This is a genomic window from Hymenobacter seoulensis, from assembly GCF_054780535.1.
This window is the reverse complement of the sequence record NZ_BAAGWD010000005.1, coordinates 135,034-156,775: the sequence shown is the minus strand read 5'-3', so window position 1 is coordinate 156,775 and position 21,742 is coordinate 135,034. Positions and strand designations below refer to the sequence as shown.

Here is a 21,742-nt window from a genome sequence, read left to right as displayed (position 1 = left end):
GCGTTTCTAGCGCTGGATCTACTCCGCAGTCCAAGTAATTTCGTCTCATGTCCATCACGTCCACCGCCGAACTCCATGGCATGCAGCAAGTCAGCGCCGCCGTGGCCACCACCCTCAAGCAAATGCGCGCCTACGCCCAGCCCGGCATGAGCACGCTGGAACTGGACGAGTATGGCGGCCGGCTGCTGGCTGCCCTGGGAGCCCGCTCGGCCCCCCGCCTGGCTTACGGCTTCCCGGGCTTGACCTGCATCAGCGTCAACCAGGAAGTGGCCCACGGCATCCCGGCGGCCCGCAAAACGTTGCAGGAGGGCGACCTGATCAACATCGACGTGTCGGCGGAGCTGAATGGTTTCTGGGGCGACAATGGCGGCTCATTCGTGCTCGGCGCCGACCTACACCAGCACCGCCCGTTGGTCGATGCCTCCCGGCAGATTTTGCGTACGGCCATCAGCCACATCCGCGGGGGGGGGCGCATCGCCGAGGTCGGCGGGTTGATTGAGGCCGAAGCGCGCAAGTGCGGGTTTCGCGTTATCAAAAACCTGGTCGGCCACGGCATTGGCCGCAGCCTGCATGAGGAACCCAAGGAGATTCCCAACTACTTTGACCGGCACAACCTCAAGCGCTTTAAAAAGCACTCGGTGGTAGCCGTAGAAACCTTTATTTCAACCCGCGCCAGCATCGCCCACCAACTCGGCGACGGGTGGACGATGGCCACCAAGGACGGCAGCTACGTGGCCCAGCACGAGCACACGCTCATCGTGACGGACGGGCAGCCCATCATCCTCACCGAAGCCAACGGTATCTGGGACTAGCCGTCATGGTAATACCAGCAAAGAATGACAGTAAATAAAAGCACAAATCCGCTATAAACTTTTAAACCGCATTATACTAATTTGTACTGTTTAATTCGATGACTTTCAATTAGTTGCCTGCAGCTGGGTTTTATACTTTTTGCTTTTTTTAATAGTCGCGCCCTAACAAGCAAGCCGTACAAAACTGACTTAGTCGTCTTATGCCAGCATGAGTTACCATCCTAGTAAACTACCATCCTAATAAGCACACGGAATGCAGCTATGATGGAACTAACCTAGATGCCACACTTGTATACATGAACAAATGATCATACATTTGCAGCAACCTATGACGACCTCTGCCCCTGCCGCCGATCTGAACCTGACCACCGAGAAGATGGAGAAGGTGGCATTTATCCTGAAGACCACGGCCCATCCCACCCGCATTGCCATCGTGCAGCTACTGGCCAGTCAGGAAAGCCTGTCGGTTACGGACATCAGCGAAAAGCTTAATGTGGAGCAGTCGTTACTTTCCCATCATCTCACCGGCATGAAGCTCAAGGGCATTTTAAGGTCCCACCGCGAGGGCAAAAACATCTTCTACACCTTGAAGATGCGCGAGGTGGTGGACGTGATTCAGTGCCTGGCCGGCTGCACCTTCCTGTAAAGGAGGCCGGCTTTTTTTTAACTAAATATATGAACATTAGTTCATAAATACATACGTTCACCTGTTCATCCATGTACCACCTCTTCGGCTACTTCGCGGCCATCGTCATCGGTCTGTCCCTCGGCATTATGGGCGGGGGCGGCTCTATTCTCACCGTGCCGGTGCTGGTGTACCTGATGGGGGTAAGCCCGGTGCTGAGCACGGCGTATTCCCTGTTCGTGGTGGGCTCCACTTCGGTGGTGGGCGCCTCGGGCTACTTCCGCAAGGGCCTCGTGTCCATTCCCACGGCGCTGGTTTTCCTGGCTACCTCGCTGGTGTCGGTGTTTCTCACTCGCAAGGTGGTGATGCCCGCCATTCCGCAGGATCTGTTCACCATCGGCAGCCTGGCTTTCACCAAGGATCTGCTGGTGCTGGTGGCCTTTGCCGGGCTGATGGTGGCGGCCGCGGCTTCTATGATTCGCACCCGCCAGGCCGAAGAAGTTCTGGAAGATGATCTGCATCATAGCCATAGCATCAACTACCCGCTTATTTTAACGGTGGGCGCCGTGATAGGCGTGCTAACCGGCTTTGTGGGCGCGGGCGGAGGCTTTCTGATTATTCCCGCCCTGGTGCTGTTGGCCCGCCTGCCCATGAAAAGGGCCGTGGGAACCTCCCTGGTCATCATTGCGGTGAATTCCTTGATGGGGTTTGCCGGGGACCTGAGCGCGGGTACCCCCGTCGACTGGACTTTCCTGCTGGGTTTTCTGGCATTTGCCGTGGCCGGCATCGTGCTCGGCACCTACCTCGCCCGCTTTATCCCGGGGGCCCGGCTCAAACCGGCTTTCGGCTGGTTTACCCTGGCCATGGGCACTTTTATCCTGATCCGGGAGCTGCTGTTTCAGTAAGCCCCTTGCCCCGTCCTAAGCCGGTGCTCTTCCCGTTTCCTACAACTTTTCCTCCTCACCCTACCAACCGCTTTTGGTAATGAAAATCGAACAGTTTGACGACAAGGGCCTGGCCCACTTTTCCTACGCCATCCTCAGCGAGTGCGCCCGCGAAATCGTGCTGATTGACCCGGCCCGCGACCCGCAGCCCTACTATGACTACGCGAGGGCCCACGACGCCAACATCGTGAGCATCATCGAAACCCACCCCCACGCCGACTTCGTATCCTCCCACCTGGAAATTGCCCGGCAGACCGGCGCCACCATCCGCGTGAGTAAGCTACTGGGGGCCGATTATGCGCACGAAGCCTTCGACGAGGGCCAGGAGTTTACCATCGGCAAGCTCACCTTCCGGGCCCTGAACACCCCCGGCCACTCGCCGGACTCCATCAGCATCGTGCTCCGCCGCGAAGGCCAGGACGTGGCCGTGTTCACCGGCGACACCCTCTTCATCGGGGATGTAGGCCGCCCTGACCTGCGCGAGAAGGCCGGCAACCTAACCGCCCTGCGCGAGGAGCTGGCCCGGCAGCTGTACCACTCCCTGCGCGCGAAACTGATGCCCCTCGCCGGTGACGTGCTGGTTTACCCCGCCCACGGCGCGGGCTCGCTCTGCGGCAAGGCCCTGAGCGGGGCTAGCAGCAGCACCATGGCCAACGAGAAGTTCAGTAACCCAATGCTGCGGGACCTGAGCGAGGAGGAGTTTGTACAAGAGCTGCTCCAGGACCAGCCCTTCATCCCCAAGTACTTTGGCTACGACGTGGCCCTGAACAAGGCCGGGGCTCCGGCCTGCGCGCCCAGCGTGCAGCGGGTGCCGCGCCTGGCGCCCGGCACCACCCTGGAAACCGGTGTATCAGTAGTGGACACCCGCCCCGAAGCCGAGTTCAAACAAGGCCACGTAGCCGGCGCCCTCAACATCCAGCAGGGCGGCAAGTTTGAAACCTGGCTGGGCTCCATCGTGGGGCCTAGGGAGTCCTTTTACCTGATCGCCGCCGACGAGGCGATTCTTGAGGACCTGATCCGGAAAACAACCAAAATCGGCTACGAAGCCCTGATTAAAGGCGCATTGGTTGGCTCGCCCTCCACCGAGGCTTCTATGCCCCAGCTCAACGTAAAGCAGTTCCGCCAGCACCCGGAGGCCTACACCATCGTGGATATTCGCAACGCCCCGGAAACCAAGGCCGAGCCGCTGTTTGCCGGCGCGTTGCACATCCCGCTGCCCGAGCTGCGCGAGCGGGCCCCCGAAATCCCCACCGGCAAGCCTGTGGTCGTGCACTGCGCCGGCGGCTACCGCTCGGCCGCGGGCTCCAGTATCGTAGCGGCCGCCCGGCCCCAGGCTACAGTGTATGACCTAGGCGAAGCAGTCAAGTCCTTCCAGACGGCTACGTCCACCCATTAACCCCGCCGGAGTATGCCGCCGCCCGGCCCTGACGGGGCGGCGGCCTGGTTTCGCAGCCCTCCCCTACCCTATCTCACCATGTTCAAACTTTTTTATTCCGCTGCCAAAGCGTACCAAAACCTGAAGCCGGCGGAGTTTGCAGCCGGCCTGCGCCAGCCCGGCGCCGTGCTGCTGGACGTGCGACGCCCCGATGAGTTTGCCCTAGGCCACCTGCCCGGAGCCATAAACATCGACGTGACCAGTCCGGATTTTGCCCGGCGCGTAGCCGCCCTCGACCAGGCCCAGCCCACCTACGTGTACTGCCGCAGTGGGGCGCGCTCGGCCACGGCCGCAACGCAGCTCACCAAAGCGGGCTTTACCACCGTGGCCAACCTGCTCGCCGGCGTACTGGATTGGCCCGGAAAGCTGGTTTGCTAACCTTTTGCCCCCTTTTTTGCCCCGACCATGAGCTCCCTACCAAATTCCAAACAGCACTGGGATACCCTGTATGCAACCAAGCAGCCCCAGGAGGTCAGCTGGACCCAACCGGTGCCCACGGCGTCCCTGGACTTTATTCGTTTTAGTGATCTGCCCCACGATGCTCCCATCATCGACATTGGCGGGGGCGACAGCCGCCTGGTGGATCACCTGCTGGCGGAGGGCTACCACAACCTGACGGTGCTCGACATCTCCGGCACCGCCCTGGCCAAAGCCCGGCAGAGGCTAGGCCAGCAAAGCCAGCAAGTCCGCTGGATCGAGGAGGATATTCGGGAGTTTGTGCCCGACCGCTCCTACGCCCTGTGGCACGACCGGGCCGCCTTTCACTTCCTGACTGCGCCCCCTGAAGCGGCCCGCTACCTGGCGCTTGCCCGGCAGGCCCTACCCCCCGGGGGCTATCTGGTGCTGGGCACATTTTCCCTGACAGGGCCGGACCGGTGCAGCGGGCTGCCCGTGCAGCAATACAGTGAGGCCACGCTTTCGGCGCGGGTGCCCGAGGGGTTTTCCAAAGTACGCTGCCGGCAGCAGGACCACCTCACCCCTTTTCAGACCACTCAATCTTTTTTATTCTGTGCATTCCGCCGGACGGCGGAGGCACTGTCCCTCTGACATTCTGCCCTATGCTTGAGTTACTTCGCCAGCCCTGGCCCTGGTACGTGGCCGGCCCCCTGATCGGGCTGACAGTACCGGCCCTGCTGCTCCTGGGCAACAAAGCCCTGGGCATCAGCTCCTCGCTGCGCCACGTCTGCGCCGCCTGCCTGCCCGCCGGCATCCCCTTCCTGACCTACCACTGGCGCGCGGAAATCTGGAACCTCTTCTTTGTGCTCGGCATCGGCCTCGGCGGCTTCATCGGCTACCAGCTCCTGGGCCACCCAGAAAACATTGCTATTTCCCCCGAAACCGTGCGGGACCTGCAAGCGCAGATGGGCCTGACGGACTTCAGCGGCCTGCTGCCCCAGGAGCTCTTCGCCCTGGAAAACCTCACGAACTGGAAAGGCTGGGTGTTTTTGGTGCTGGGGGGCTTTCTCGTCGGCTTCGGCACGCGCTACGCCGGCGGCTGCACCTCGGGGCACGCCATTTCGGGCCTGGCCAACCTGCAGTGGGTGTCGCTGGTGGCCGTGGTCGGCTTCTTTGTCGGCGGCCTGCTCATGACCTGGGTGGTGTATCCTCTCCTGTTTTAACCCGCCTGCTTCATGAAAAACCTGAAATACCTGGTGCTGGGCGTCTTGTTCGGCCTTATCCTGACCAAAAGCGAAGTTATCAGCTGGTGGCGCATCCAGGAGATGTTCCGCTTCCAGTCCTTCCACATGTACGGCATCATCGGCTCGGCTATTCTGGTAGGCCTCGTGTCCATCCAGCTCATCAAGCGCTACCGCCTCAAAACTATCAGTGGGGATGCCATCATCCTTGCCGACAAAAAGTACAGCCACGGCACTTGGATCGGGGGCGTCATCTTCGGGCTGGGCTGGGCCCTGACCGGCGCCTGCCCCGGGCCCCTGTTTGCCCAGCTGGGCAGCGGGGTGGCCGGTGCCGCGGTGCTTATCCTGGCCGCCCTGGCCGGTACCTGGACCTACAGCGCCCTGCGCGAAAAGCTCCCGCACTAGCCCCCGCCCCCCCTGAAACCGGTCGAAACCGGACTAGCTTCGCAACCCGCTTATCCTTGCGCAGCGTCTTTTCCAGCTTTCCTCCTGGCTTCTATTGATGTTGCTTTCTAATGATCTGCCGGCTTTTGCCGGTCTATTAAATGAGGTAAAACAGGAGATTCGCCGAGCCCAGATGCGGGGCGGGCGGCCCGGGCCGCCACCAGCGAACTGCTCGTCTGGTACTGCCGCTTCGTCCGCCTCATTCTGGAGCAGCAGGCCCAGCAAGGATGAGAAGCGAAAGTCACCGATTAATCAGCAACGGAACTGCAGCGCGAATTCTGAGCCCTGCAAGGGCTCTCGAGGCACAATCTCAAGTACATACGCCGCCTTGCCCAAGCCTACCCGCACGAAGCATTTGTGCAAGCTACCCTTGCACAAATACCTTGCTACCATCACTTGTCGCTGCTGAAGAAAGCAAAGACGAACCGACTCGCCTGTTCTATAGCGAAGCCACGGCTGGTCCGGCGACGTGCTGGTGCATCCGATTGAGAACACTAGCTCAGAACAGGCTCTAAACGGACGTGGCCGTTGCGAAACTGCCAACTTAAGCGTACTCGTATCAGAGACGGGTAATCAGCTGGCGGAAAGGCAGCATAAGTAGCCTATTATGAAGCAAATGGCGAACGATTTGTCAACTGGTACCGGGGCCGACCTGCTGGGGAAGAAGTTGGGTACCGTACACCGGCAGGACGAGCTGCCCATGGGAAATACCCTTTTGGGGCTGGTTATTAATATTTGGCCTTATCAATCAACAGGATGGTCTGCAACAGCACATTGGCGCCGTTGGCGACATCCCCTGGTTTGGTCAATTCTTGGGGCGAATGGCTGATGCCCCCTACGCTGGGCACGAAAATCATGGCCACGGGGGCAATCACGGCCATTTCCTGGGAATCGTGGCCGGCCCCGCTTTGCATCAGCTTGGTGCTCAGCCCCAGGCCCTTGGCCGCGGTCTGGACCGCTTGCTGCAATGCCTTATCCGTGAGCGCTGGTTTGGAGGCGTTGGCTTGCCTCTCGAACCGGATGGTGGTGCGGCTGGCCGTGGCGATGGCCGCCGCCCGGCGCTCGATTTCTTGAAAGAGCGTTTCGATTTTAGCGGCGTCCAAATCCCGGATTTCCAAGCCCAGGACCACTTTGCCGGGAATCACGTTGTAGGCGCTGGGGGTGACGGCTAGTTTACCAATCGTGCCCACCTGGTTTCCGGGCACCGAGGTGACAACTTCGTTGACGGCGATGACCAGCCGGGACGCCGCCAGCAAGGCGTCTTGCCGCGCGTTCATGGGGGTGGTGCCGGCGTGGTTGGCAAACCCCTCCACGGTGACTTCCCAATGCACAATGCCCACAATGCCTTCCACCACCCCAATCTGAACGTTTTCCCGCGCCAGAATTCCTCCTTGTTCGATGTGCAGCTCCACCCAGGCCCGCAGGGCTCCCCTTTGGCGGACCGCCGACTGGATGTTGTCGGGGTTGCCCCCAATCGCCCGGATGCCTTCGGCCATGGTGAGCCCGCTTTGGCTTTTTTGCTGCAACCCCGCGGGGGTTAAGCCCCCGGCCATGGCCATGCTGCCCACGGTGCCGCCTTCCTCGTTGGAAAAAATGATAACTTCCAGCGGGTGCTCGGTGCGCATTTTGCGCTCGTTCAGCACGTCAATGACTTCCAGCGCGCCCAGCGCCCCCAGCGGGCCGTCGTAGTTGCCCCCGTCGGGCACCATGTCGATGTGCGAGCCAAAGGCAATGGGGGCAAGCTTGGGATTGCTCCCGGGCCGCTTGCCCACAATGTTGCCGGCCGCATCGATGGCCGGGTTTAGCCCCGCTTGTTTCATTTGCGCGATAAGCCAGGCTCTTCCGTCGATGTCTCCTTTGGTAAACGCGACCCGGTAGCCGTGGCCTCGGTCGTCCCGGCCAAACTTGGCCAGGTCGGCCAGGCGGGCCACCAGGCGCGCTTCGTTCACCCGCAAGGGGGTGCCCGCCGCCGCGCTTTGCCCGTAGGCACCCAGCAGGCCCAGGGCACTGGTACCCAAGGCGATGACCGACGCATTCTTGATAAAGGTTCTTCTTTTCATCACGGTTTTTTCTAGTTAAGCGAAACGGCCTCTGCCAAGCCCTCAGCAGGGGTTAACCAGCGGGCCTGGGTTAAAACCGGGGCGTGCAGGGGCCGGCGTCCGCCCCAGCCCCTCGCCGCGGGGTTGGCGCCCGTGCGGTTGACTTCTACTTGCCCGCCCTTCATCACCCACTTCACGTGCTCGATAACTACCTGAATGTCCTGGAGCGGGTCGCCGTCGACGGCCACGATGTCGGCGTAGTAGCCGGGCGCGAGGGCCCCCAGGGAGCTTTCCATGCCCAACATCTCGGCCCCGGTGGTGGTGGCGGTGCGCAAGGCCTGCGCCGGGCTCAGGCCGGCTTTGACAAACCAGGCGAGCTCGCGGGTGTTCTCGCCGAAGCCCGTGAAGACGGCGTCCGAGCCCATGGTCATTTTCACGTGCGCTTTCACCGCCCGCTGCACCGTCGCAAAGTTTTTGGCCCCGTACTGGTTTAACCCGGCCACCACGGCCGAGTCGTACCCGTACTCGGCGCGGTGGGCGATGTAGTAGCGGTTGTGCTCGACGGTGGGTGCGTAAATCGTGCCCTGCCGGGCCATGGCGGCCAGCGTGGCGTCGTCCAGGTCAATGGCGTGCTCCACGGTGTTGGTGCCGGCCCGCACCGCGTCGCGGGCCCCGTCGGGGCCGTAGGAATGAATGGCGATGCGCTTGCCGGCGCGGTGCGCCACGTCGGCGGCGACCTTCATCTCCTCGTAACTAAAGGTCTGGAAGCCCGTCACGTCCTGGTCGCTGCCGGTCGAGCCGTACATCTTCACCCAGTCGGCCCCGGCGGCCAGCTGCTGCCGCGCCGCGTGCTGCACCTCGGCCACGCCGTCGCACTGCCCGGGGTCGGGCACGGCCCCCGCCATGTCCGGCGGTCCGCTGATGTGCAGGCCATTGCCGGCCACGAACATGCGCGGCCCGTGCATGGCGCCCCGGTTGATGAGCGCGCGCATGGCCAGGTCCATGCCGTCGGAAGAACCCAGGTCGCGGACGGTGGTGACGCCCGTTTCCAGCGCCTTGCGGGCGTTTTCCTGGGCCAGAAACACCGTCACGGCCGGCCCTAGCGTGCCCAGCTGCTGCCACGGGGTGCTGCCGGGCGTTTGGTCCCAGTAAAAAGTCAGGTGGGTGTGCGCGTCGATGAGCCCGGGAATGGCGGTGTAGGCCCGCAGGTCGCTGGTTTCAGCATGGGCGGGAATCACCACGTCCTTTTCCGGGCCGACCGCCACGATGCGGTCGGCCTGCACCAGGATCACGCCGTTGGGCAGCACCCGCCCCCGGCCGTCAATCACCTGGCCGAAGCGCAGGGCCTTCACCTGGGCGCTCAACTGGGAAGGACAGTGCACCAGCAGGAAAGCAAGCAGCACAAAGGGGCTTTGGGACATGCGATTGGAGGGAAAACAACCTACTGGACCGGGCCTTTCCCGGGCAGCGCGGGAAAGCGGGCCGGCGCCCGGCGGTGGTGCGTGGCCTGCTCGTAGGCGTAGGCGTATTTGATGAGCGTGGGCTCGGCAAATGAGCGGCCCAGGAACTGCAGGCCGGCCGGCAGCTGGTCGTAGGTAAAGCCCATGGGCACCGTGAAGGCCGGCTGCCCGGTATGCGGGGCAATCAGCTGGCTGTTGTCGCCCTGGTAGCCCTTAAGATCGCCGATTCTGGCCGGGGGGTTATTCCAAGTGGGGTACACCAGCGCGCCCACGTTATGGGCATCCATGGCGGCGGTTACCGCCGCCCGAAAGGCGATGCGGCGCGGGTCGGTGTAGGCCTCGCCGCGGCCGGCTTCGGCGGCGCTGGGGCTCACGCCGTGGGCTAGTTCGTCCTGCAGGTTTTCCTTGATGTAAGCCGAATACTGGCCCGCGGCCAGTACCTGATCGATGTTGTGCACCGGCGAACGCGGCCCCAGCGCGGCCAGGTACTGGTTGACGTCGTGCTTGAACACGGAGCTCCACTGGTTGGCGCTCACCCGGTCAAAATCCGGTATTTCCACGTCCACGACCGTTGCCCCGGCCCGGCGCAAATCCGCCACGGCCCGCTCGAAAAGGGCTTTTATCTGCGGGTCGGGGTTACGCTCGCTCAGCGTGCGCAGCACCCCGATGCGGGCCCCCTGCAGGCCCTTGGGGTCCAGAAACGACGGGTAGCCCGCGGCCGGCCGCTGGCCGGCGCCGTAGTGGGTGAGCGGGTCGGCGGGGTCGGGGCCGGTGGCCATGGCCTCGAGCAGCCGGGCCGCGTCGGCCACGGAGCGGGCCATGGGGCCGCCGGTGTCGTTGCGCAGGTAGAGCGGCGCGATGCCGGCCCGGCTCAGCAGCCCCAGCGTGGGCCGGAACCCGACGAGGGCGGTGTGCGACGAGGGCCCGCGGATGGAGTTGCCCGTGTCGGTGCCCAGGCCCGCCGTGCCGAAGCTGGCGGCCACGGCCGCCGCCGTGCCGCCGCTCGAGCCCGCCGGCACGTGGGCCAGGTTGTAGGGGTTGCGGGTTTCGCCGGCAATCGAGCTGATGCTGACCATGGGGCTGAAGGCCCACTCGGCCATGTTGGACTTGGCCAGCACGATGGCGCCCGCGGCTTTCAGGGCCTTTACCACCGTGGCGTCCGCGTCGGGGGCAAAGCCCCGGAGGGCCACCGAGCCGGCCGCGGTTTGCAGGCCGGCCGTGTTGTAGTTGTCCTTCACAATCAGGGCCGTGCAGTGCAGCGGCCGCAGCTGGCCGCTACGGCGGTATTCGGCGTCGAGCTGCCGAGCGGTTTCCAGCGCGGAGGGGTTCGTGACCACGATGGCGTTGAGGCGGGTGGGCTGGTCGTAGGCGGCAATGCGGGCCTGGTAGGCCCGCACGAGCTGCTCGCAAGTGCAGTCGCCGCGCTGCAGGGCCCGCTGCACGTCGCTAATCGAGGCCTCCGTCACGTCGAAAGGCGGGCGGTTCGCTGGCTGCTCCGGCGGGGCGGAACGGCCGCAGCCGGTGGCTAGCCAGGCAATACTAAGCAAGCGAAAAAGCAGGAAACCAATCTTTGGCAGCATGGCGGGGCGCGGGAAGGATGTCCGAAAATAGTGTTTTTTCGCCGCGCCCTCGTGGTTCTCTTTGTGCGACCGCGCCCCATTGCTTCCCCCCGGACGACGCGGATGGGAATGGTTCCGAAGCGAAGACTAGGCTATGGGCCGAGGTCAAGCAATTAGAGGCCGTCCACAACCACCTTGTAGTGGCCGTCGGGGACGGAGAGTGCACGGTCAAGCGCCTGGTCTGCGAGCACAACACCAGGTAGCCCAGGCCCGAAAATTCCGACTACCAGCCCTGGGCGGTCCGCATTTTTCGCCCCGTTGTAACAAGAACCCCATGGACGGCATTATCGGCCCGATTATTCAGGCAGGGCTAATTTCCATTCAGCTTAGCAAGCGCAACCTTCTTAAAACAATCAACGGCCAGGAAATCATAATTTCCGACAAAAAGTACAACCACGGCACTTGGATTGGCTGCATCATCTTTAAGCTGGGCGCTGACCGGCGCCTGCCCCGAGCCCGTGTTCGCCCAGCTGGGCACACGGTGGCCTCGGCCGCGCTGCCTATCCTGGCCGCCTGGGCCGGCACCTGGACCTACTGCGCGTTGAGGCAAAAGCGGCCGCACTAGCCCCCGCCCCCCCTGAAACCGGCCGGGGCCAACCTTCCTGGCGGAGCGGCTAGCCGCGGGTTACCACTTCACGCCTACGGTCAGAAAGTAGCTGCGCCCATCCGAGGGCAGGATGCCGGGCCCGGGGTAGCCCGTAGCGCGGCGCGTAAAGTAGCGGGCGTTGGTCAGGTTATTGATGCTGCCTTCCAGCTTTAGCCAGCGCCGCTCCCAGGACACGGAAGCGTCCAGCAGGCGGTAGGCGGGAATCAGCCCGACGACGGCCGCCGTGGGGTCGGGACGCGCATCCCGGGGGCTGTTGTCGGCATTAGTGGCTTCCGAGAACTGGTCGGAAAGCGAGGTAAACTGAACGGACGCCTTCACCGGCCCGTAGCCGCCCTGCAGGCCGGCCTTCAGGTTGACGTTCGGCACAAACTCCACCTGCTGGCCCACCACCTCGGGGTTGGCACTGCGCGTGTAGCGGCTGCGGATCAACGACACGTTGCCGAACGTGGACCAGCGCCAGGGTCCGGGCTCGCGCCCGGGCCGCAGCACCTGGAGCACATCCGCTTCGGCGTAGGCTTCCAGGCCCAGAATCAGGGCCCGGCCAATGTTGTCGCGGTAGCGGTAGGGCCGGTCGAAGGCGTCGTAGGTGGCAATCTCACCGATGCGGTTGTTGTAGCCCAGGGCAAACACGCTCACATCGTAGGTTAGCCACTGGCCCTGCTCCCCGCGCAGGCCCAGGTCGGCGGAGTAGCCGCGCTCGTCCTGCAGGTTGGGGTTAATCACCAGCGAGTTATTGACAATCTGCATGTCCCCGAAAGTGATGGAGCGGTAGTTCTGGGACACGTTGGCGTAGAGCTCGCGCCCCTCCACCGGCTTGTAGCTGGCGCCCAGGCCGCCGATAACAAACGTGCGGGAACTGGTGCGCTGCTCCGCCGTGGTTTGCACGGCGGTGATGTTGCCGGCCAGGTCCCGGGATACCGTCTGGTACGTGCCCTGGGCGCGGGTGCGGATGTATTCCAGGCGCACGCCGGGCGTGAGCGAGAATTTCTCGCCGAAGTACAGGATGTTTTCGGCGAACAGGGCGGCGTTGTGATTCGGGAAGCGGTAGTCCGAGGAGGCCGAGGGCGCGTTCAGGCCCGCCCCCGGCTCCTCAAAGCGAAACTCCGCCCGGCGCCCGGCCGGCCCGGCGCCCTGCCGGCTGTGGTTAAAGCCGCGGTACAGGCGCGTGCCCACCAGCAGCACCCCGCTTTTCGTAGCCCCCAGCGCGTAGCGCGTCAGGTAGCGCGCCTCGGCCCCCACGTTGCGGAAGTCGCCGGTGATCAGCTCGCGCTGCTGGGTGTCAGCGTCGGGGCGCTCCACGAAGTTGGTGCGGAAGCCCAGGGCCCGGCGCGAGGCCAGCAGCCCGAACGTGGTCAGGTTTACCTGGGAGCGGGAGCTTAACTTCCAGTCGGCCGAGATATTGAACAGGTTCCAGTTGACTTCAAACCAGTTGCGCTCCCGGTTGCTCTGCCGGGGGTCGTCGGCAAACTGCCGGTCGCTGAGTCCCCCCGGCTGCTGGGCCAGGTAGTTCATGTGAGTCACCTGGGCGCCTACCTTGAGGTTTTCCGTGAACTGGTAGCGCAGATCGGCGTAGGCCGTTTTGCTGTCGAAGCGGCTGTTGGGGCGCCACCCGTCCCCGCGCTTGTACTGGGCGAAGGCGTAGTAGCTCAGCTTTTTAACCGTGCCGCTTACGCTGTTAAAGGAGTTGAAAAAGCCAAAGGAGCCCATCGTCTGCCGGGACACCACCGCGACGGTTTTAGTTGGCTCGGGGGCGCGCAGCTCAAAGTTGAGCAGCCCCCCGAACTGGGTGCCGTACTGCAGGGAGGCGGCCCCGCGCACCAGCTGGATGCGCTTGACGGCTTCCACGGGCGGGGTGTAGTAGCTTTCGGGGTAGCCCAGGGCATCGGCCGAGATATCGTAGCCGTTCTGGCGCACGTTGAAGTTGCTGGTGCGGTTGGGGTCGAGGCCGCGGCCGCCGATGCTGAGCTGCAGCCCACCCTGGTCGCTTTCCCAGATGTTGAGTCCCGCCACCCGCGAGTACACCTGCCGGGCGTTGTTGGTGGCCAGGTTGGCCACCAGGCTGTCGGGCACGATCACCTCGGTTTTCTTGGCCGCAAAAATGGCGGTGCCTTCCACCTCCCGCAGGCGCTGGGGCCCGAAGCGTGCCTGGGGCGCGGCCACCACGACTTCCTGGAGCTGCCGCTCCCGGCGGGTTAGGGTAAACTCCGGGATGCTCCCGTCCGCGGACACCAGTACCTCCACTTTCAGCGGCTCGTGGCCGATGGAGGAAAACTGCAGCAGCTGCCGGCCGGGCGCCAGCCGGGCCAGGGTAAACAAACCGGCCGAGTCGGTGCGGGCAATCTGGCGGGAGCCGCGCACGTACACCTCGCAGCCGGCCACGGGGCGGCCGGTGGCTTCTTCGCGCACCCGGCCCTGCCAGCGTACCTGCTGGGCCGCGGCGGAAAAGCCGGCGAGCACACTCGCCGTCAGCACGGCACTATAAACCGGTAATCTCATCGTCAAAAGGTAAAATCCAGGACTTGGGGCGCCAGTCGTCGCGGACGCGGGCCAAATCCACCGTGGGGTCAATAAAGCTTTTGCCCAGCCGCCCGTTTAAACTCACGTAGGCATCGGCGTACACCTGGGGGCGGCGCACGCCGCGCCGGGCGTAGTAGTCGCGCAGGTAGTGGGCAAACTGCACCAGCATGTCGGGCTGGGTGCTCATCATTTTCTCCTGCAGCACGCTCAGGTGCTCGTAGTTGTTGACCAGCCGGGCCCGGCCCGTGACGCCGTCCACCACCTTGAACTGCACCTGGCCCATCTTTTCCATGAGCATCACGCGCCAGGAAAACCGGTAGCCCTCCTCGGTCCAGAACAGCTCGTGGGGGTAGAGCAGGTAGCGAAACGGCAGCAGCAGCTGCCCGGTGAAAAACACCCCCAGCGCGAGCAGCAGCAGGCGGCGGCGGGCGGGGCCGTACTGCAGCGGAGTCGGCGGCCCTGGGGTAACCGGCGCCAGCCGGCCCAGGGCCCGCAGGCGCCGCAGCAGGCGCTCGTGCCAGGCGGCGGGAAAAAAGATCAGGGCTGCGACCATCATCACGTAGGGAAACATGCCGATGGGAAACAGCACCGCCGTCAGCACGTGAAACACCACCACGGTCGCGTAGGCCCAGGGGCGGGTGCGGTGGTAAAGCAGAAAAAACGGCACCGTTAAATCGTAGAGCGCCCCAAACCAGCTGAAGGCGTAAGCCACCCAGGGCTGGCCCAGCAGGGGCCCGACCAGGGGCAGATCGTTTTTGGCCGGCAGCCAGATGCGCAGGGGCATGGCCTGCCCCAGCCAGTCCGAGTTCAGCTTGGCCAGCCCGGCGTACACGTACACGATGCCCAGGAGCAGGCGCAGCGCGTCCACCGTCCAGGCCGGCACCTCGCTGCGCCAGCGCGCCGGCTCCCGGTAGGTATCCAGGGAAAAGTAGCGGCCCGCCGGCAGCAGCACCAGCAGCAGGGCCGCCAGGCTCACAAAGTAGTAGTGGTTGAGGTAGGTGCTTTTGTCCAGGAGCTCGATGTAAGTAAAGCTCAGGAACAAGCCCACGGCGGCGGTCCGGTACCAGTAGCCCAGGGCCACGAGCAGGGCGCAGAGCCCGCACAAAGCAAACAGCCCGTAGGTGTAGCCCCCCAGGGGCCGCACCCACTCAAAGCCGTAGTAAGTAAAAAAGAACTTGGGCTGCAGGTACAGCTCCGCAATCCAGCCCTTCCCCCAGAAACGCACCACGCTGGCCAGTACCAGCAGGCCAAAAGCCATGCGGAACGTAGCCAGCGGGGCGGCAGCGGTAGTGCGCTGCAGGTAGGCAGAAAGCCAGCGGGTGGGCATTAGTCGCCGTCGTTATCCACGTAGGTCACGGTGATGCCCAGGGCCGAGGTCATGTCCACCTTGAGCAGGCGCACGGCCTTTTGCATCTCGTTGTAGGCCGAGACTGCGGCAGCATTGCGCGCGGTTATGGTCTGGTGCAGGTCCGGGCCGAGGGCGGCCAGCTGCTGGGCCGAGGCGTCAAGCTGGGTGGTGATGATGCCGGTCAGGCCCTGGCCCGTGCGGCTGTCTTTGGCGTCGAGGGCATCCAGGTAGCTTTTCAGCGAGGGCTGACCGGGGCGGCCGTTGAAAAACCGCTGCACCGTAGCGTGGGCCGTGGTGGCCAGCTGCAGGGGCAGCGCCCCGCCCCTATAATAGGCTTCAATCTTCTCGGGCAGGGGCGTGCCGGTCATAACCCCGGCGGGAATGCCGATTTTGCCGGCCCGCAGGTAGCGCTCAAAATACTGGGAGTAGGCGTTGATCACCCGCGAGAGGGAGGAGCTGGCGTCGGTGCCGGTGCTTTGGATAAAGGTTTCCCGGTAGGTGCCGTTCCACTGCGTGTATACCGGCGCGAAGGTCTGCTCCATTTTGGCAACCACGTCCGTCAGGTACTGGCGGTGATTGGCCGAGGCGGCGTACTGCCGGGCAATGGCCTCGTCCCCGCTCGCTACGCCATTAAGCAGATAGTCCACGGTGGGGAAGCCCTGCTGGGGAATGGCCGAGGAAAGCTCAAAGTTGTAGCTGCCGCTGCTGATGTTGCGGTTGATGCCGGGCACATCGGCGGGGTAGATGTTGAAGTGATTGCGCAGGCTGACCTGCTCGGCGGGCCCGAACTCGTAAAGCTCCACCTGCTGCCACCCCACGTAGGCTTCCTGCCAGGCCTGGCGCAGGAGGCCCAGCGTGGCGGGGGTAGGCGCGGCGGTAAAGGCCGTGGTTCTGGCCTTCAGGACCCCTAACTTATCATTGAAGCGCTGGTAGCCGGGCTTCACCAGGCTGTCAGCCCAGTGCGTGAGCAGGGCCCGGCGGTCGGGGCCCGTGCTGGGCTCGGGCGCGCCGCCGGCGTCTTTCTGACAGCTGATCAGGCCCACGGCCACCAGCACCAGGGTCAGGGCAAACAGAAGAAACTTTTTCATGAGAAGCGGATAGAGTGGCCGGGGCCTACAGGCTAGGCGGCACCCGGATTACTGCAGGTTGAACTTGGCCTTGATGGCGTTGATGGCCACGTCAGCCTGGGCATTGGTCAGGCTCCAGGCGCCGTTCGTGCCGGACGTCAGGCCCGACAGCAACGAGTCCGAGAAGGCGGCATCGGCCCCAAACTTGGTGCAGAAGCGCAGGGAGTAAATAAAGCCCAGGCCCTCGCCCAGGGCGTGGGCTTTCACCGCCGGGTCGGCTGCCGCCTTCCAGTTGGCCAGGTAAGACACGGCCGACAGGGCAATTGTTTTCTCCAGCTCCGTGCGAATGATGGTGGCCTGGGCTTTTACGCCGGCCGCATCATTGTTGACGATGGCCGCGCGCCCCTTAAGGAAGGCCATGTACACGCCCGGCGAGGCGGGGCCGTTTTTCTCGTTGAGGTACCCGGCCAGGAACCGCTCGCGGGGCGTCTGGTTGATGTCCGTGGTCATGATGGCATTGCTGGTCAGGTAGCCGTAGGCCATATCCCAGTTGTGCTCCAGCTCGGAGTAGCTTTTGCCTTCTACCAGCTGGCTGTTGTTAGCCTGCAGGGCGTTGTCGGTCAGCAGCACGTTGTCGATCTGGTCGAGCAGCACGGCCCCGATCAGGGCCTTCTGAATCACCTGGTTTACCTCGATGCCGTTCTCGTCGACCAGGTAGCGGCCCAGACGGCCGGCCGAGCCGGGCAGTGCCACTTGGTTTACCGACTCGCTGGCGGTGGCCAGCTTGGTGATGTTGTTATCGATGTAGGTGCGCGCGGCCTCGGCCGACGTGCCAGCAAACGATGCGGCCGTACCCGTGCGCAGCGAGAAGCCAGCGGTGTTTAGGCCCGCTCCCGTAAAGAAGCTGCCGGTGTTGGCGTAGAGGCCCCGCAGCTTGGCGACGTCCAGGGTCTGGGGGGTAGCCGGGGGCGCCACGGCCACCAGGGCCATGTAGGAGTTAAACTCCGAGAACATGTTCAGGCGCTGGGCGGCGGCTCCCAGATCAACGGTGCTCTGGCCGCTGGCATCCTTGAATGACTCGGTATACCGCGATGTGGCCGTCAGGGAGCTGGCATCCATCTTGGGGCGCAGGGCTGGCGTTGGCTCGTTGTCCTTGCTGTCACAGGAAGTGAAGCCAAGGGCGAGGGCGAGGAGCGGCAGCGAAGCGTATTTAAACGACATAAAGCAAGGGTTAGGGGAATGATGCGGCAAAGGTATTTCCTTATTTGGAAATATTACAAATAGAGAGCAGGATTTACTTAGACTTTTTCTAATTACTCCTCCTGCTCTACCTCAGCCTCAGGCATTCTTTACCTCCCGGGGCGCTCCTATAAAGGCACTTACCCCAACCCACGCCGGTCAACAGCCTATTTCAGCTGGCTAACGCGTAGTCTTTGTTGGCTTACTTCCGGGCCCGGTCGGGCCCGGCTTTTCGTTTCTCAAACTGCCAGAGGGCCGACCTGTTGGACTTCGCGGCAGAAGGCAGCTGGGAAAGAGCCCCAAGCGCGCGGGCCAGGTAGCCAGCAGGAGCGCGCGGGAGCTTTTACTTGACCACCAGCTGCCCGCGGAGCATGCCCATGCCGCAGGTAAAAGCAAAGGTGCCGGCCTGCTGGGGCAGCAGCTCCACCAGGGTAGTCTGAAAGGCCGGCAGGTCCCGGCGGATGCTAAAGTCCGGCAAGAGCACTTGCTCCGAGCAGGTATTTTCTTCGGCCCGGTAAAAGTTCAGCTGGACGGGCTGGCCCCGCTTCACTTCAATTACATCGGGGGAGTATCCCCCTTGCACCAGGATGTCGACCTGCTGCACCCCGGTAGCGGAGGAAACGGCGCTGACCACCGGGCGGGCAGAAAAAAAGAAGTACCAGACCACGAAGCCAGCCAGGGCCAGGCCCATCAGGGTCACGATGATTGCGGTAGTATCCATGGCGTTAGTTTTTAGCGGGAGCAAAGCTGCGCAACCGCAGCGAGTTGGTGAGCACCGAGACGGAGCTCAGGGCCATGGCCCCGGCCGCCAGCATGGGCGAGAGCAGGAGCCCAAAGAAGGGGTAGAGCAGGCCGGCGGCCACCGGAATGCCCAGCGTGTTGTAGATGAAGGCGAAAAACAGGTTTTGCTTGATGGTGCGAATGGTCTGGCGCGAGAGCTCAATGGCCGTCACCACCCCCTGCAAATCGGAGCGCATGAGCGTGATGCCCGCCGCTTCCATGGCCACATCCGTCCCGCCGCCCATGGCCAGCCCAATGTCGGCCTGCGCCAGGGCCGGCGCGTCGTTGATGCCGTCGCCCACCATGGCCACTACGCGCCCCTCGGCCTGCAGCTCCTTGACTTTGCCCGCTTTGCCGCTGGGCAGCACCTCGGCAAAGTAACGCTTGATACCCACCTGTTCGGCTACCTGGGCGGCCGTCTGGGGATTGTCGCCGGTCATCATCATCACCTCAATGCCCAGGCCCTGCAGCCGCTTGATGGCCGCGGCCGACGTCTCGCGCACGGTGTCGGCCACGCCGACGAGGCCCACGGCCTGCTGGTCAACGGCGACGTACAGGACGGTCTTGGCCTGGGCCAGCAGCTCGTCGGCCCGCCGGCGTACGGCCGGCGACGGGCTGATCCCGGCCTCGTCGAGCAGGCGGAAGTTGCCGATGAGCACCACCTGCCCGTTCACGAACGCCTGGGCGCCCTTGCCTTCGATGGCCTTAAAACCCGTGGCAGAAACCACGGCGGCATGCCGGGCATCGGCGTAGCGCACCACGGCCTCGGCCAAGGGGTGTTCGCTCTGCCGCTCCACGGCGGCTACTACCTGCAGCAAGTGCGTTGCGTCCTGCCCCTCGGCCGGCACGAAGTCAGTTACGGCCGGCTCGCCGCGGGTGATGGTACCCGTTTTGTCCAGCAGCACGGTGTTCACCTGGTAGGCTTTCTCCAGCGCTTCGGCGTTGCGAATCAGCACGCCGTGCTCGGCGCCCTTGCCCGTGCTCACCATGATGGCCGTGGGCGTGGCCAAGCCTAGGGCGCAAGGGCAGGCAATGATGAGCACGGCCACAAAGTTAACCAGGGCCAGGGGCAGCCGCACCCCTACGGGGGCCAGGTCAAACCAGAGCACAAACGTGAGGATGGCAATGACCACGACGGTGGGCACGAAGATGGCGCTGACCTTGTCGGCCAGCCGCTGGATGGGGGCCCGGCTGCCCTGGGCATCTTCCACCAGCTTGACAATCTGCGAGAGCATGGTGTCGGCACCCACTTTCGTCACGCGGAAGCGGAAGGAGCCCGTCTTGTTGAGCGTAGCCCCAAACACCGGATCACCGGCCTTCTTCTCCACGGGCAGGCTCTCGCCCGTGAGCATGGCCTCGTCCACGGCCGACTGGCCTTCCTCAATCACGCCGTCGGTGGCCACCTTTTCGCCCGGTCGTACTACAATGACATCCTGGAGCTGCACCTCTTCGATGGGCACGTCGACTTCCTGCCCGTCGGGGCGCACCACCCGGGCCGTTTTGGCCTGCAGGCCCATCAGGGCCTTGATGGCGGCCGAGGTCTGGGTTTTGGCCCGCAGCTCCAGCACCTTGCCCAGCAGTATCAGGGCGATAATGGTGGCGGTGGTGTCGTAGTACACTTCGGGCATAATGCCCCGGCGCATAAACCAGCCCGGCACCACCGTGGCCGCCAGGCTGTAGTGAAACGCCGCCCCCGTGCCCACGGCAATCAGGGTGTCCATGTTGGCGGCCCGGTGCTTGAAGCCGTTCCAGGCCGAGGTAAAGAACTCGCGGCCGCTGTAGAGCAGCACGGGCAGGGTGAGCACCAGCAGGCCGTAGTTGAGCCACTGCATGTTGAGGCGCTGCATCATTGCGGGCCAGAGCATGAGCATGCTCAGCGGCATAATCACAACAGCCAGCCCCGTGGCTACCCAGAAGCGGCGCTTGAGCTTAACGTAGGCCAGCGCCTTTTGCTCGTCAATTTCCGCCTGCCGATCGGCGGCGCTGGTATCCGGGGCCCGCTCGCTTACGCCATAGCCGGCATTCACCACGGCTTCCTTTAGCGTGGCAGGGGTTGCCTGGGTGGGCAGGTAGTCGATAGTGGCTTTTTCCGTGGCAAAGTTGACCACGGCCCGCTGCACGCCGGGCGTGCGGGTCAGGGACTTCTCGACAAAGGACGCGCACGAGGCGCAGGTCATGCCTTCGATGTCGAGGGTTTCAGTTTTGGTAGTTGGTTCCATAGGAATAAACAGTACTACTGCCGTATAGAGCCCGGGAATGAAGACGCCCAGGGCTTAAAAGCACTTTACAAAAGAACAGCTACCCTTCCAGAGAGTTGGTACGGAATCTCACTCGAAACTTGCATAATTTGCACGCAGCCCGTCACGAATGGGTTTACATAATCCGGCCGCCGACTTGCATAATTTTGTAGTCAGGGGTACTGGGCTTTTCCGGCTCTGTTGATCAAAAGCTGCGCATCAACTCAAGTGTGGCACATTATGCGGATCAGCGCCGGGCGCCGGGAGGACGCCGGGAAACTCTTTACCTAGAAACGGGGTAAATAAGCCGTACCGCTCTTTCGTGGAGAAGTTTACTTTTGCGGTTGCTTAACGCTTGTCATGTTCCGTACCCTGCTGCCTTTCCGCCGTTTGCTGGCGACGAGCCTCCTGCTCGTCTTCGTCAACGTGTTCGTGGGCCAGTGCTGGTGCGCAACCCTGAATCCGGTGCTGGCTGCGCCCGTGGCGGTGGCCAAGGCTACCCCGGCGGCCAAGCCCAGCCACCCCGGCTGCCACGGCCACGCCAAAGCCCCCACCAAGCAAAAGCCGGCCAAGGCCCAGCATGGCCCCGACAGCAAGTCCAAAGACCCCTCCAAAAAGTCGGACTGCTGCAAGGACAATTCCGCGGCTATCCTCAAGTCGCTCACCACGCCCGCTGAAAAGCAGCTGCTGACGGCTGCCCCCGCGCTGCTGCCCGCCAGCAACGACTTCTTTTTCCGGCCCGTTGCCGGACAGTGGGACCGCACCCATTCGGTTGTTCTGGTGCCCGGCGAGCACCTGCCCCCCAAAATACCCGACATCCGCATTTTTATTCAGTCCCTGACGGTCTGATTGGTTTGACGCGCCCTAGGCTCGCCCTGGCATAGCTCTGCTATGTCCGGGGCGGGCCTTTGCCTTGTCGTGTCCGCCCGGCG

Annotated in this window: 19 protein-coding genes; 10 read left to right on the top strand and 9 right to left on the bottom strand. The window is 63.5% G+C overall.

The annotated features are described in order from the left end of the window. Positions 1-47 precede the first annotated feature (47 nt). The 8 genes from map (at position 48) to ACYVHC_RS18535 (ending at position 5,858) form a co-directional block, all read left to right on the top strand. Positions 48-812 carry a type I methionyl aminopeptidase gene (map, locus tag ACYVHC_RS18570; RefSeq protein WP_460615293.1) on the top strand — a complete coding sequence of 255 codons (765 nt, stop codon included), beginning with the start codon at positions 48-50 and terminating at the stop codon, positions 810-812. Positions 813-1,140: 328 nt separating this feature from the next. Then, a complete protein-coding gene (locus ACYVHC_RS18565; RefSeq protein ID WP_460615292.1) occupies positions 1,141-1,458 on the top strand; it encodes an ArsR/SmtB family transcription factor in 318 nt (105 codons plus the stop codon). Positions 1,459-1,529: 71 nt separating this feature from the next. After that, positions 1,530-2,342: a sulfite exporter TauE/SafE family protein gene (locus ACYVHC_RS18560; RefSeq protein ID WP_460615291.1), complete on the top strand. Its 813-nt coding sequence runs from the start codon at positions 1,530-1,532 to the stop codon at positions 2,340-2,342. Positions 2,343-2,421: 79 nt separating this feature from the next. Then, positions 2,422-3,777: an MBL fold metallo-hydrolase gene (locus ACYVHC_RS18555; RefSeq protein ID WP_460615290.1), complete on the top strand. Its 1,356-nt coding sequence runs from the start codon at positions 2,422-2,424 to the stop codon at positions 3,775-3,777. A gap of 78 nt (positions 3,778-3,855) precedes the next feature. Further along, complete coding sequence (locus ACYVHC_RS18550; protein ID WP_460615289.1) at positions 3,856-4,194, top strand: rhodanese-like domain-containing protein; 339 nt, start codon at positions 3,856-3,858, stop codon at positions 4,192-4,194. 27 nt (positions 4,195-4,221) lie between these two features. Beyond that, on the top strand, positions 4,222-4,863 hold the full coding sequence (locus ACYVHC_RS18545; protein ID WP_460615288.1) for a class I SAM-dependent methyltransferase: 642 nt from the start codon (positions 4,222-4,224) through the stop codon (positions 4,861-4,863). 11 nt (positions 4,864-4,874) lie between these two features. Further along, entirely contained in the window at positions 4,875-5,435 is a 561-nt protein-coding gene (locus ACYVHC_RS18540) for a YeeE/YedE family protein (RefSeq protein ID WP_460615287.1), read from the top strand. Between the two features lie 12 nt (positions 5,436-5,447). After that, the gene (locus tag ACYVHC_RS18535) at positions 5,448-5,858 is read left to right on the top strand and encodes a DUF6691 family protein (RefSeq protein ID WP_460615286.1); all 411 of its coding nucleotides are present in this window, start codon (positions 5,448-5,450) and stop codon (positions 5,856-5,858) included. Positions 5,859-6,625: 767 nt separating this feature from the next. Here ACYVHC_RS18535 and ACYVHC_RS18530 read toward each other — a convergent pair. From ACYVHC_RS18530 to ACYVHC_RS18520, 3 genes are all read right to left on the bottom strand, one after another. Beyond that, a complete protein-coding gene (locus ACYVHC_RS18530; RefSeq protein ID WP_460615285.1) occupies positions 6,626-7,957 on the bottom strand; it encodes a Zn-dependent hydrolase in 1,332 nt (443 codons plus the stop codon). An 11-nt stretch (positions 7,958-7,968) separates the two neighbouring features. Further along, complete coding sequence (locus tag ACYVHC_RS18525) at positions 7,969-9,177, bottom strand: metal-dependent hydrolase family protein (protein WP_460615284.1); 1,209 nt, start codon at positions 9,175-9,177, stop codon at positions 7,969-7,971. 200 nt (positions 9,178-9,377) lie between these two features. Next, positions 9,378-10,976: an amidase gene (locus ACYVHC_RS18520; protein ID WP_460615283.1), complete on the bottom strand. Its 1,599-nt coding sequence runs from the start codon at positions 10,974-10,976 to the stop codon at positions 9,378-9,380. Positions 10,977-11,289: 313 nt separating this feature from the next. Between ACYVHC_RS18520 and ACYVHC_RS18515 the strand changes: the two genes are divergently transcribed. Further along, positions 11,290-11,580 (top strand): hypothetical protein, encoded by a 291-nt coding sequence (locus ACYVHC_RS18515; RefSeq protein WP_460615282.1) that lies wholly within the window; start codon positions 11,290-11,292, stop codon positions 11,578-11,580. 60 nt (positions 11,581-11,640) lie between these two features. On the opposite strand, the gene ACYVHC_RS18510 is transcribed toward ACYVHC_RS18515, so the two are convergent. From ACYVHC_RS18510 to ACYVHC_RS18485, 6 genes are all read right to left on the bottom strand, one after another. Continuing rightward, entirely contained in the window at positions 11,641-14,118 is a 2,478-nt protein-coding gene (locus ACYVHC_RS18510) for a TonB-dependent receptor domain-containing protein (RefSeq protein WP_460615281.1), read from the bottom strand. Beyond that, positions 14,099-15,466, bottom strand: a complete 1,368-nt coding sequence (locus tag ACYVHC_RS18505; RefSeq protein ID WP_460615280.1) for an HTTM domain-containing protein — start codon at positions 15,464-15,466, stop codon at positions 14,099-14,101. Before ACYVHC_RS18505 ends, ACYVHC_RS18510 begins: the two co-directional genes overlap by 20 nt. After that, complete coding sequence (locus ACYVHC_RS18500) at positions 15,466-16,575, bottom strand: imelysin family protein (RefSeq protein WP_460615279.1); 1,110 nt, start codon at positions 16,573-16,575, stop codon at positions 15,466-15,468. Before ACYVHC_RS18500 ends, ACYVHC_RS18505 begins: the two co-directional genes overlap by 1 nt. Positions 16,576-16,623: 48 nt before the next feature. Continuing rightward, entirely contained in the window at positions 16,624-17,775 is a 1,152-nt protein-coding gene (locus tag ACYVHC_RS18495; RefSeq protein WP_460615278.1) for a DUF4856 domain-containing protein, read from the bottom strand. A 361-nt stretch (positions 17,776-18,136) separates the two neighbouring features. Next, positions 18,137-18,514 (bottom strand): cupredoxin domain-containing protein, encoded by a 378-nt coding sequence (locus ACYVHC_RS18490; RefSeq protein WP_460615277.1) that lies wholly within the window; start codon positions 18,512-18,514, stop codon positions 18,137-18,139. A gap of 4 nt (positions 18,515-18,518) precedes the next feature. Beyond that, on the bottom strand, positions 18,519-20,792 hold the full coding sequence (locus tag ACYVHC_RS18485) for a heavy metal translocating P-type ATPase (protein ID WP_460615276.1): 2,274 nt from the start codon (positions 20,790-20,792) through the stop codon (positions 18,519-18,521). Between the two features lie 378 nt (positions 20,793-21,170). Here ACYVHC_RS18485 and ACYVHC_RS18480 point away from each other — a divergent pair, with 378 nt between their 5' ends. Continuing rightward, positions 21,171-21,659, top strand: a complete 489-nt coding sequence (locus tag ACYVHC_RS18480; RefSeq protein WP_460615275.1) for a hypothetical protein — start codon at positions 21,171-21,173, stop codon at positions 21,657-21,659. Positions 21,660-21,742 lie beyond the last annotated feature (83 nt).

Excerpts from the sequence above, each read along its gene's own strand:
- map (WP_460615293.1), top strand. The coding sequence starts at position 48 with ATGTCCATCACGTCCACCGCCGAACTCCATGGCATGCAGCAAGTCAGC.
- ACYVHC_RS18565 (WP_460615292.1), top strand. The coding sequence starts at position 1,141 with ATGACGACCTCTGCCCCTGCCGCCGATCTGAACCTGACCACCGAGAAG.
- ACYVHC_RS18560 (WP_460615291.1), top strand. The coding sequence starts at position 1,530 with ATGTACCACCTCTTCGGCTACTTCGCGGCCATCGTCATCGGTCTGTCC.
- ACYVHC_RS18555 (WP_460615290.1), top strand. The coding sequence starts at position 2,422 with ATGAAAATCGAACAGTTTGACGACAAGGGCCTGGCCCACTTTTCCTAC.
- ACYVHC_RS18550 (WP_460615289.1), top strand. The coding sequence starts at position 3,856 with ATGTTCAAACTTTTTTATTCCGCTGCCAAAGCGTACCAAAACCTGAAG.
- ACYVHC_RS18545 (WP_460615288.1), top strand. The coding sequence starts at position 4,222 with ATGAGCTCCCTACCAAATTCCAAACAGCACTGGGATACCCTGTATGCA.
- ACYVHC_RS18540 (WP_460615287.1), top strand. The coding sequence starts at position 4,875 with ATGCTTGAGTTACTTCGCCAGCCCTGGCCCTGGTACGTGGCCGGCCCC.
- ACYVHC_RS18535 (WP_460615286.1), top strand. The coding sequence starts at position 5,448 with ATGAAAAACCTGAAATACCTGGTGCTGGGCGTCTTGTTCGGCCTTATC.
- ACYVHC_RS18530 (WP_460615285.1), bottom strand. The coding sequence starts at position 7,957 with ATGAAAAGAAGAACCTTTATCAAGAATGCGTCGGTCATCGCCTTGGGT.
- ACYVHC_RS18520 (WP_460615283.1), bottom strand. The coding sequence starts at position 10,976 with ATGCTGCCAAAGATTGGTTTCCTGCTTTTTCGCTTGCTTAGTATTGCC.
- ACYVHC_RS18515 (WP_460615282.1), top strand. The coding sequence starts at position 11,290 with ATGGACGGCATTATCGGCCCGATTATTCAGGCAGGGCTAATTTCCATT.
- ACYVHC_RS18510 (WP_460615281.1), bottom strand. The coding sequence starts at position 14,118 with ATGAGATTACCGGTTTATAGTGCCGTGCTGACGGCGAGTGTGCTCGCC.
- ACYVHC_RS18505 (WP_460615280.1), bottom strand. The coding sequence starts at position 15,466 with ATGCCCACCCGCTGGCTTTCTGCCTACCTGCAGCGCACTACCGCTGCC.
- ACYVHC_RS18500 (WP_460615279.1), bottom strand. The coding sequence starts at position 16,575 with ATGAAAAAGTTTCTTCTGTTTGCCCTGACCCTGGTGCTGGTGGCCGTG.
- ACYVHC_RS18495 (WP_460615278.1), bottom strand. The coding sequence starts at position 17,775 with ATGTCGTTTAAATACGCTTCGCTGCCGCTCCTCGCCCTCGCCCTTGGC.
- ACYVHC_RS18490 (WP_460615277.1), bottom strand. The coding sequence starts at position 18,514 with ATGGATACTACCGCAATCATCGTGACCCTGATGGGCCTGGCCCTGGCT.
- ACYVHC_RS18485 (WP_460615276.1), bottom strand. The coding sequence starts at position 20,792 with ATGGAACCAACTACCAAAACTGAAACCCTCGACATCGAAGGCATGACC.
- ACYVHC_RS18480 (WP_460615275.1), top strand. The coding sequence starts at position 21,171 with ATGTTCCGTACCCTGCTGCCTTTCCGCCGTTTGCTGGCGACGAGCCTC.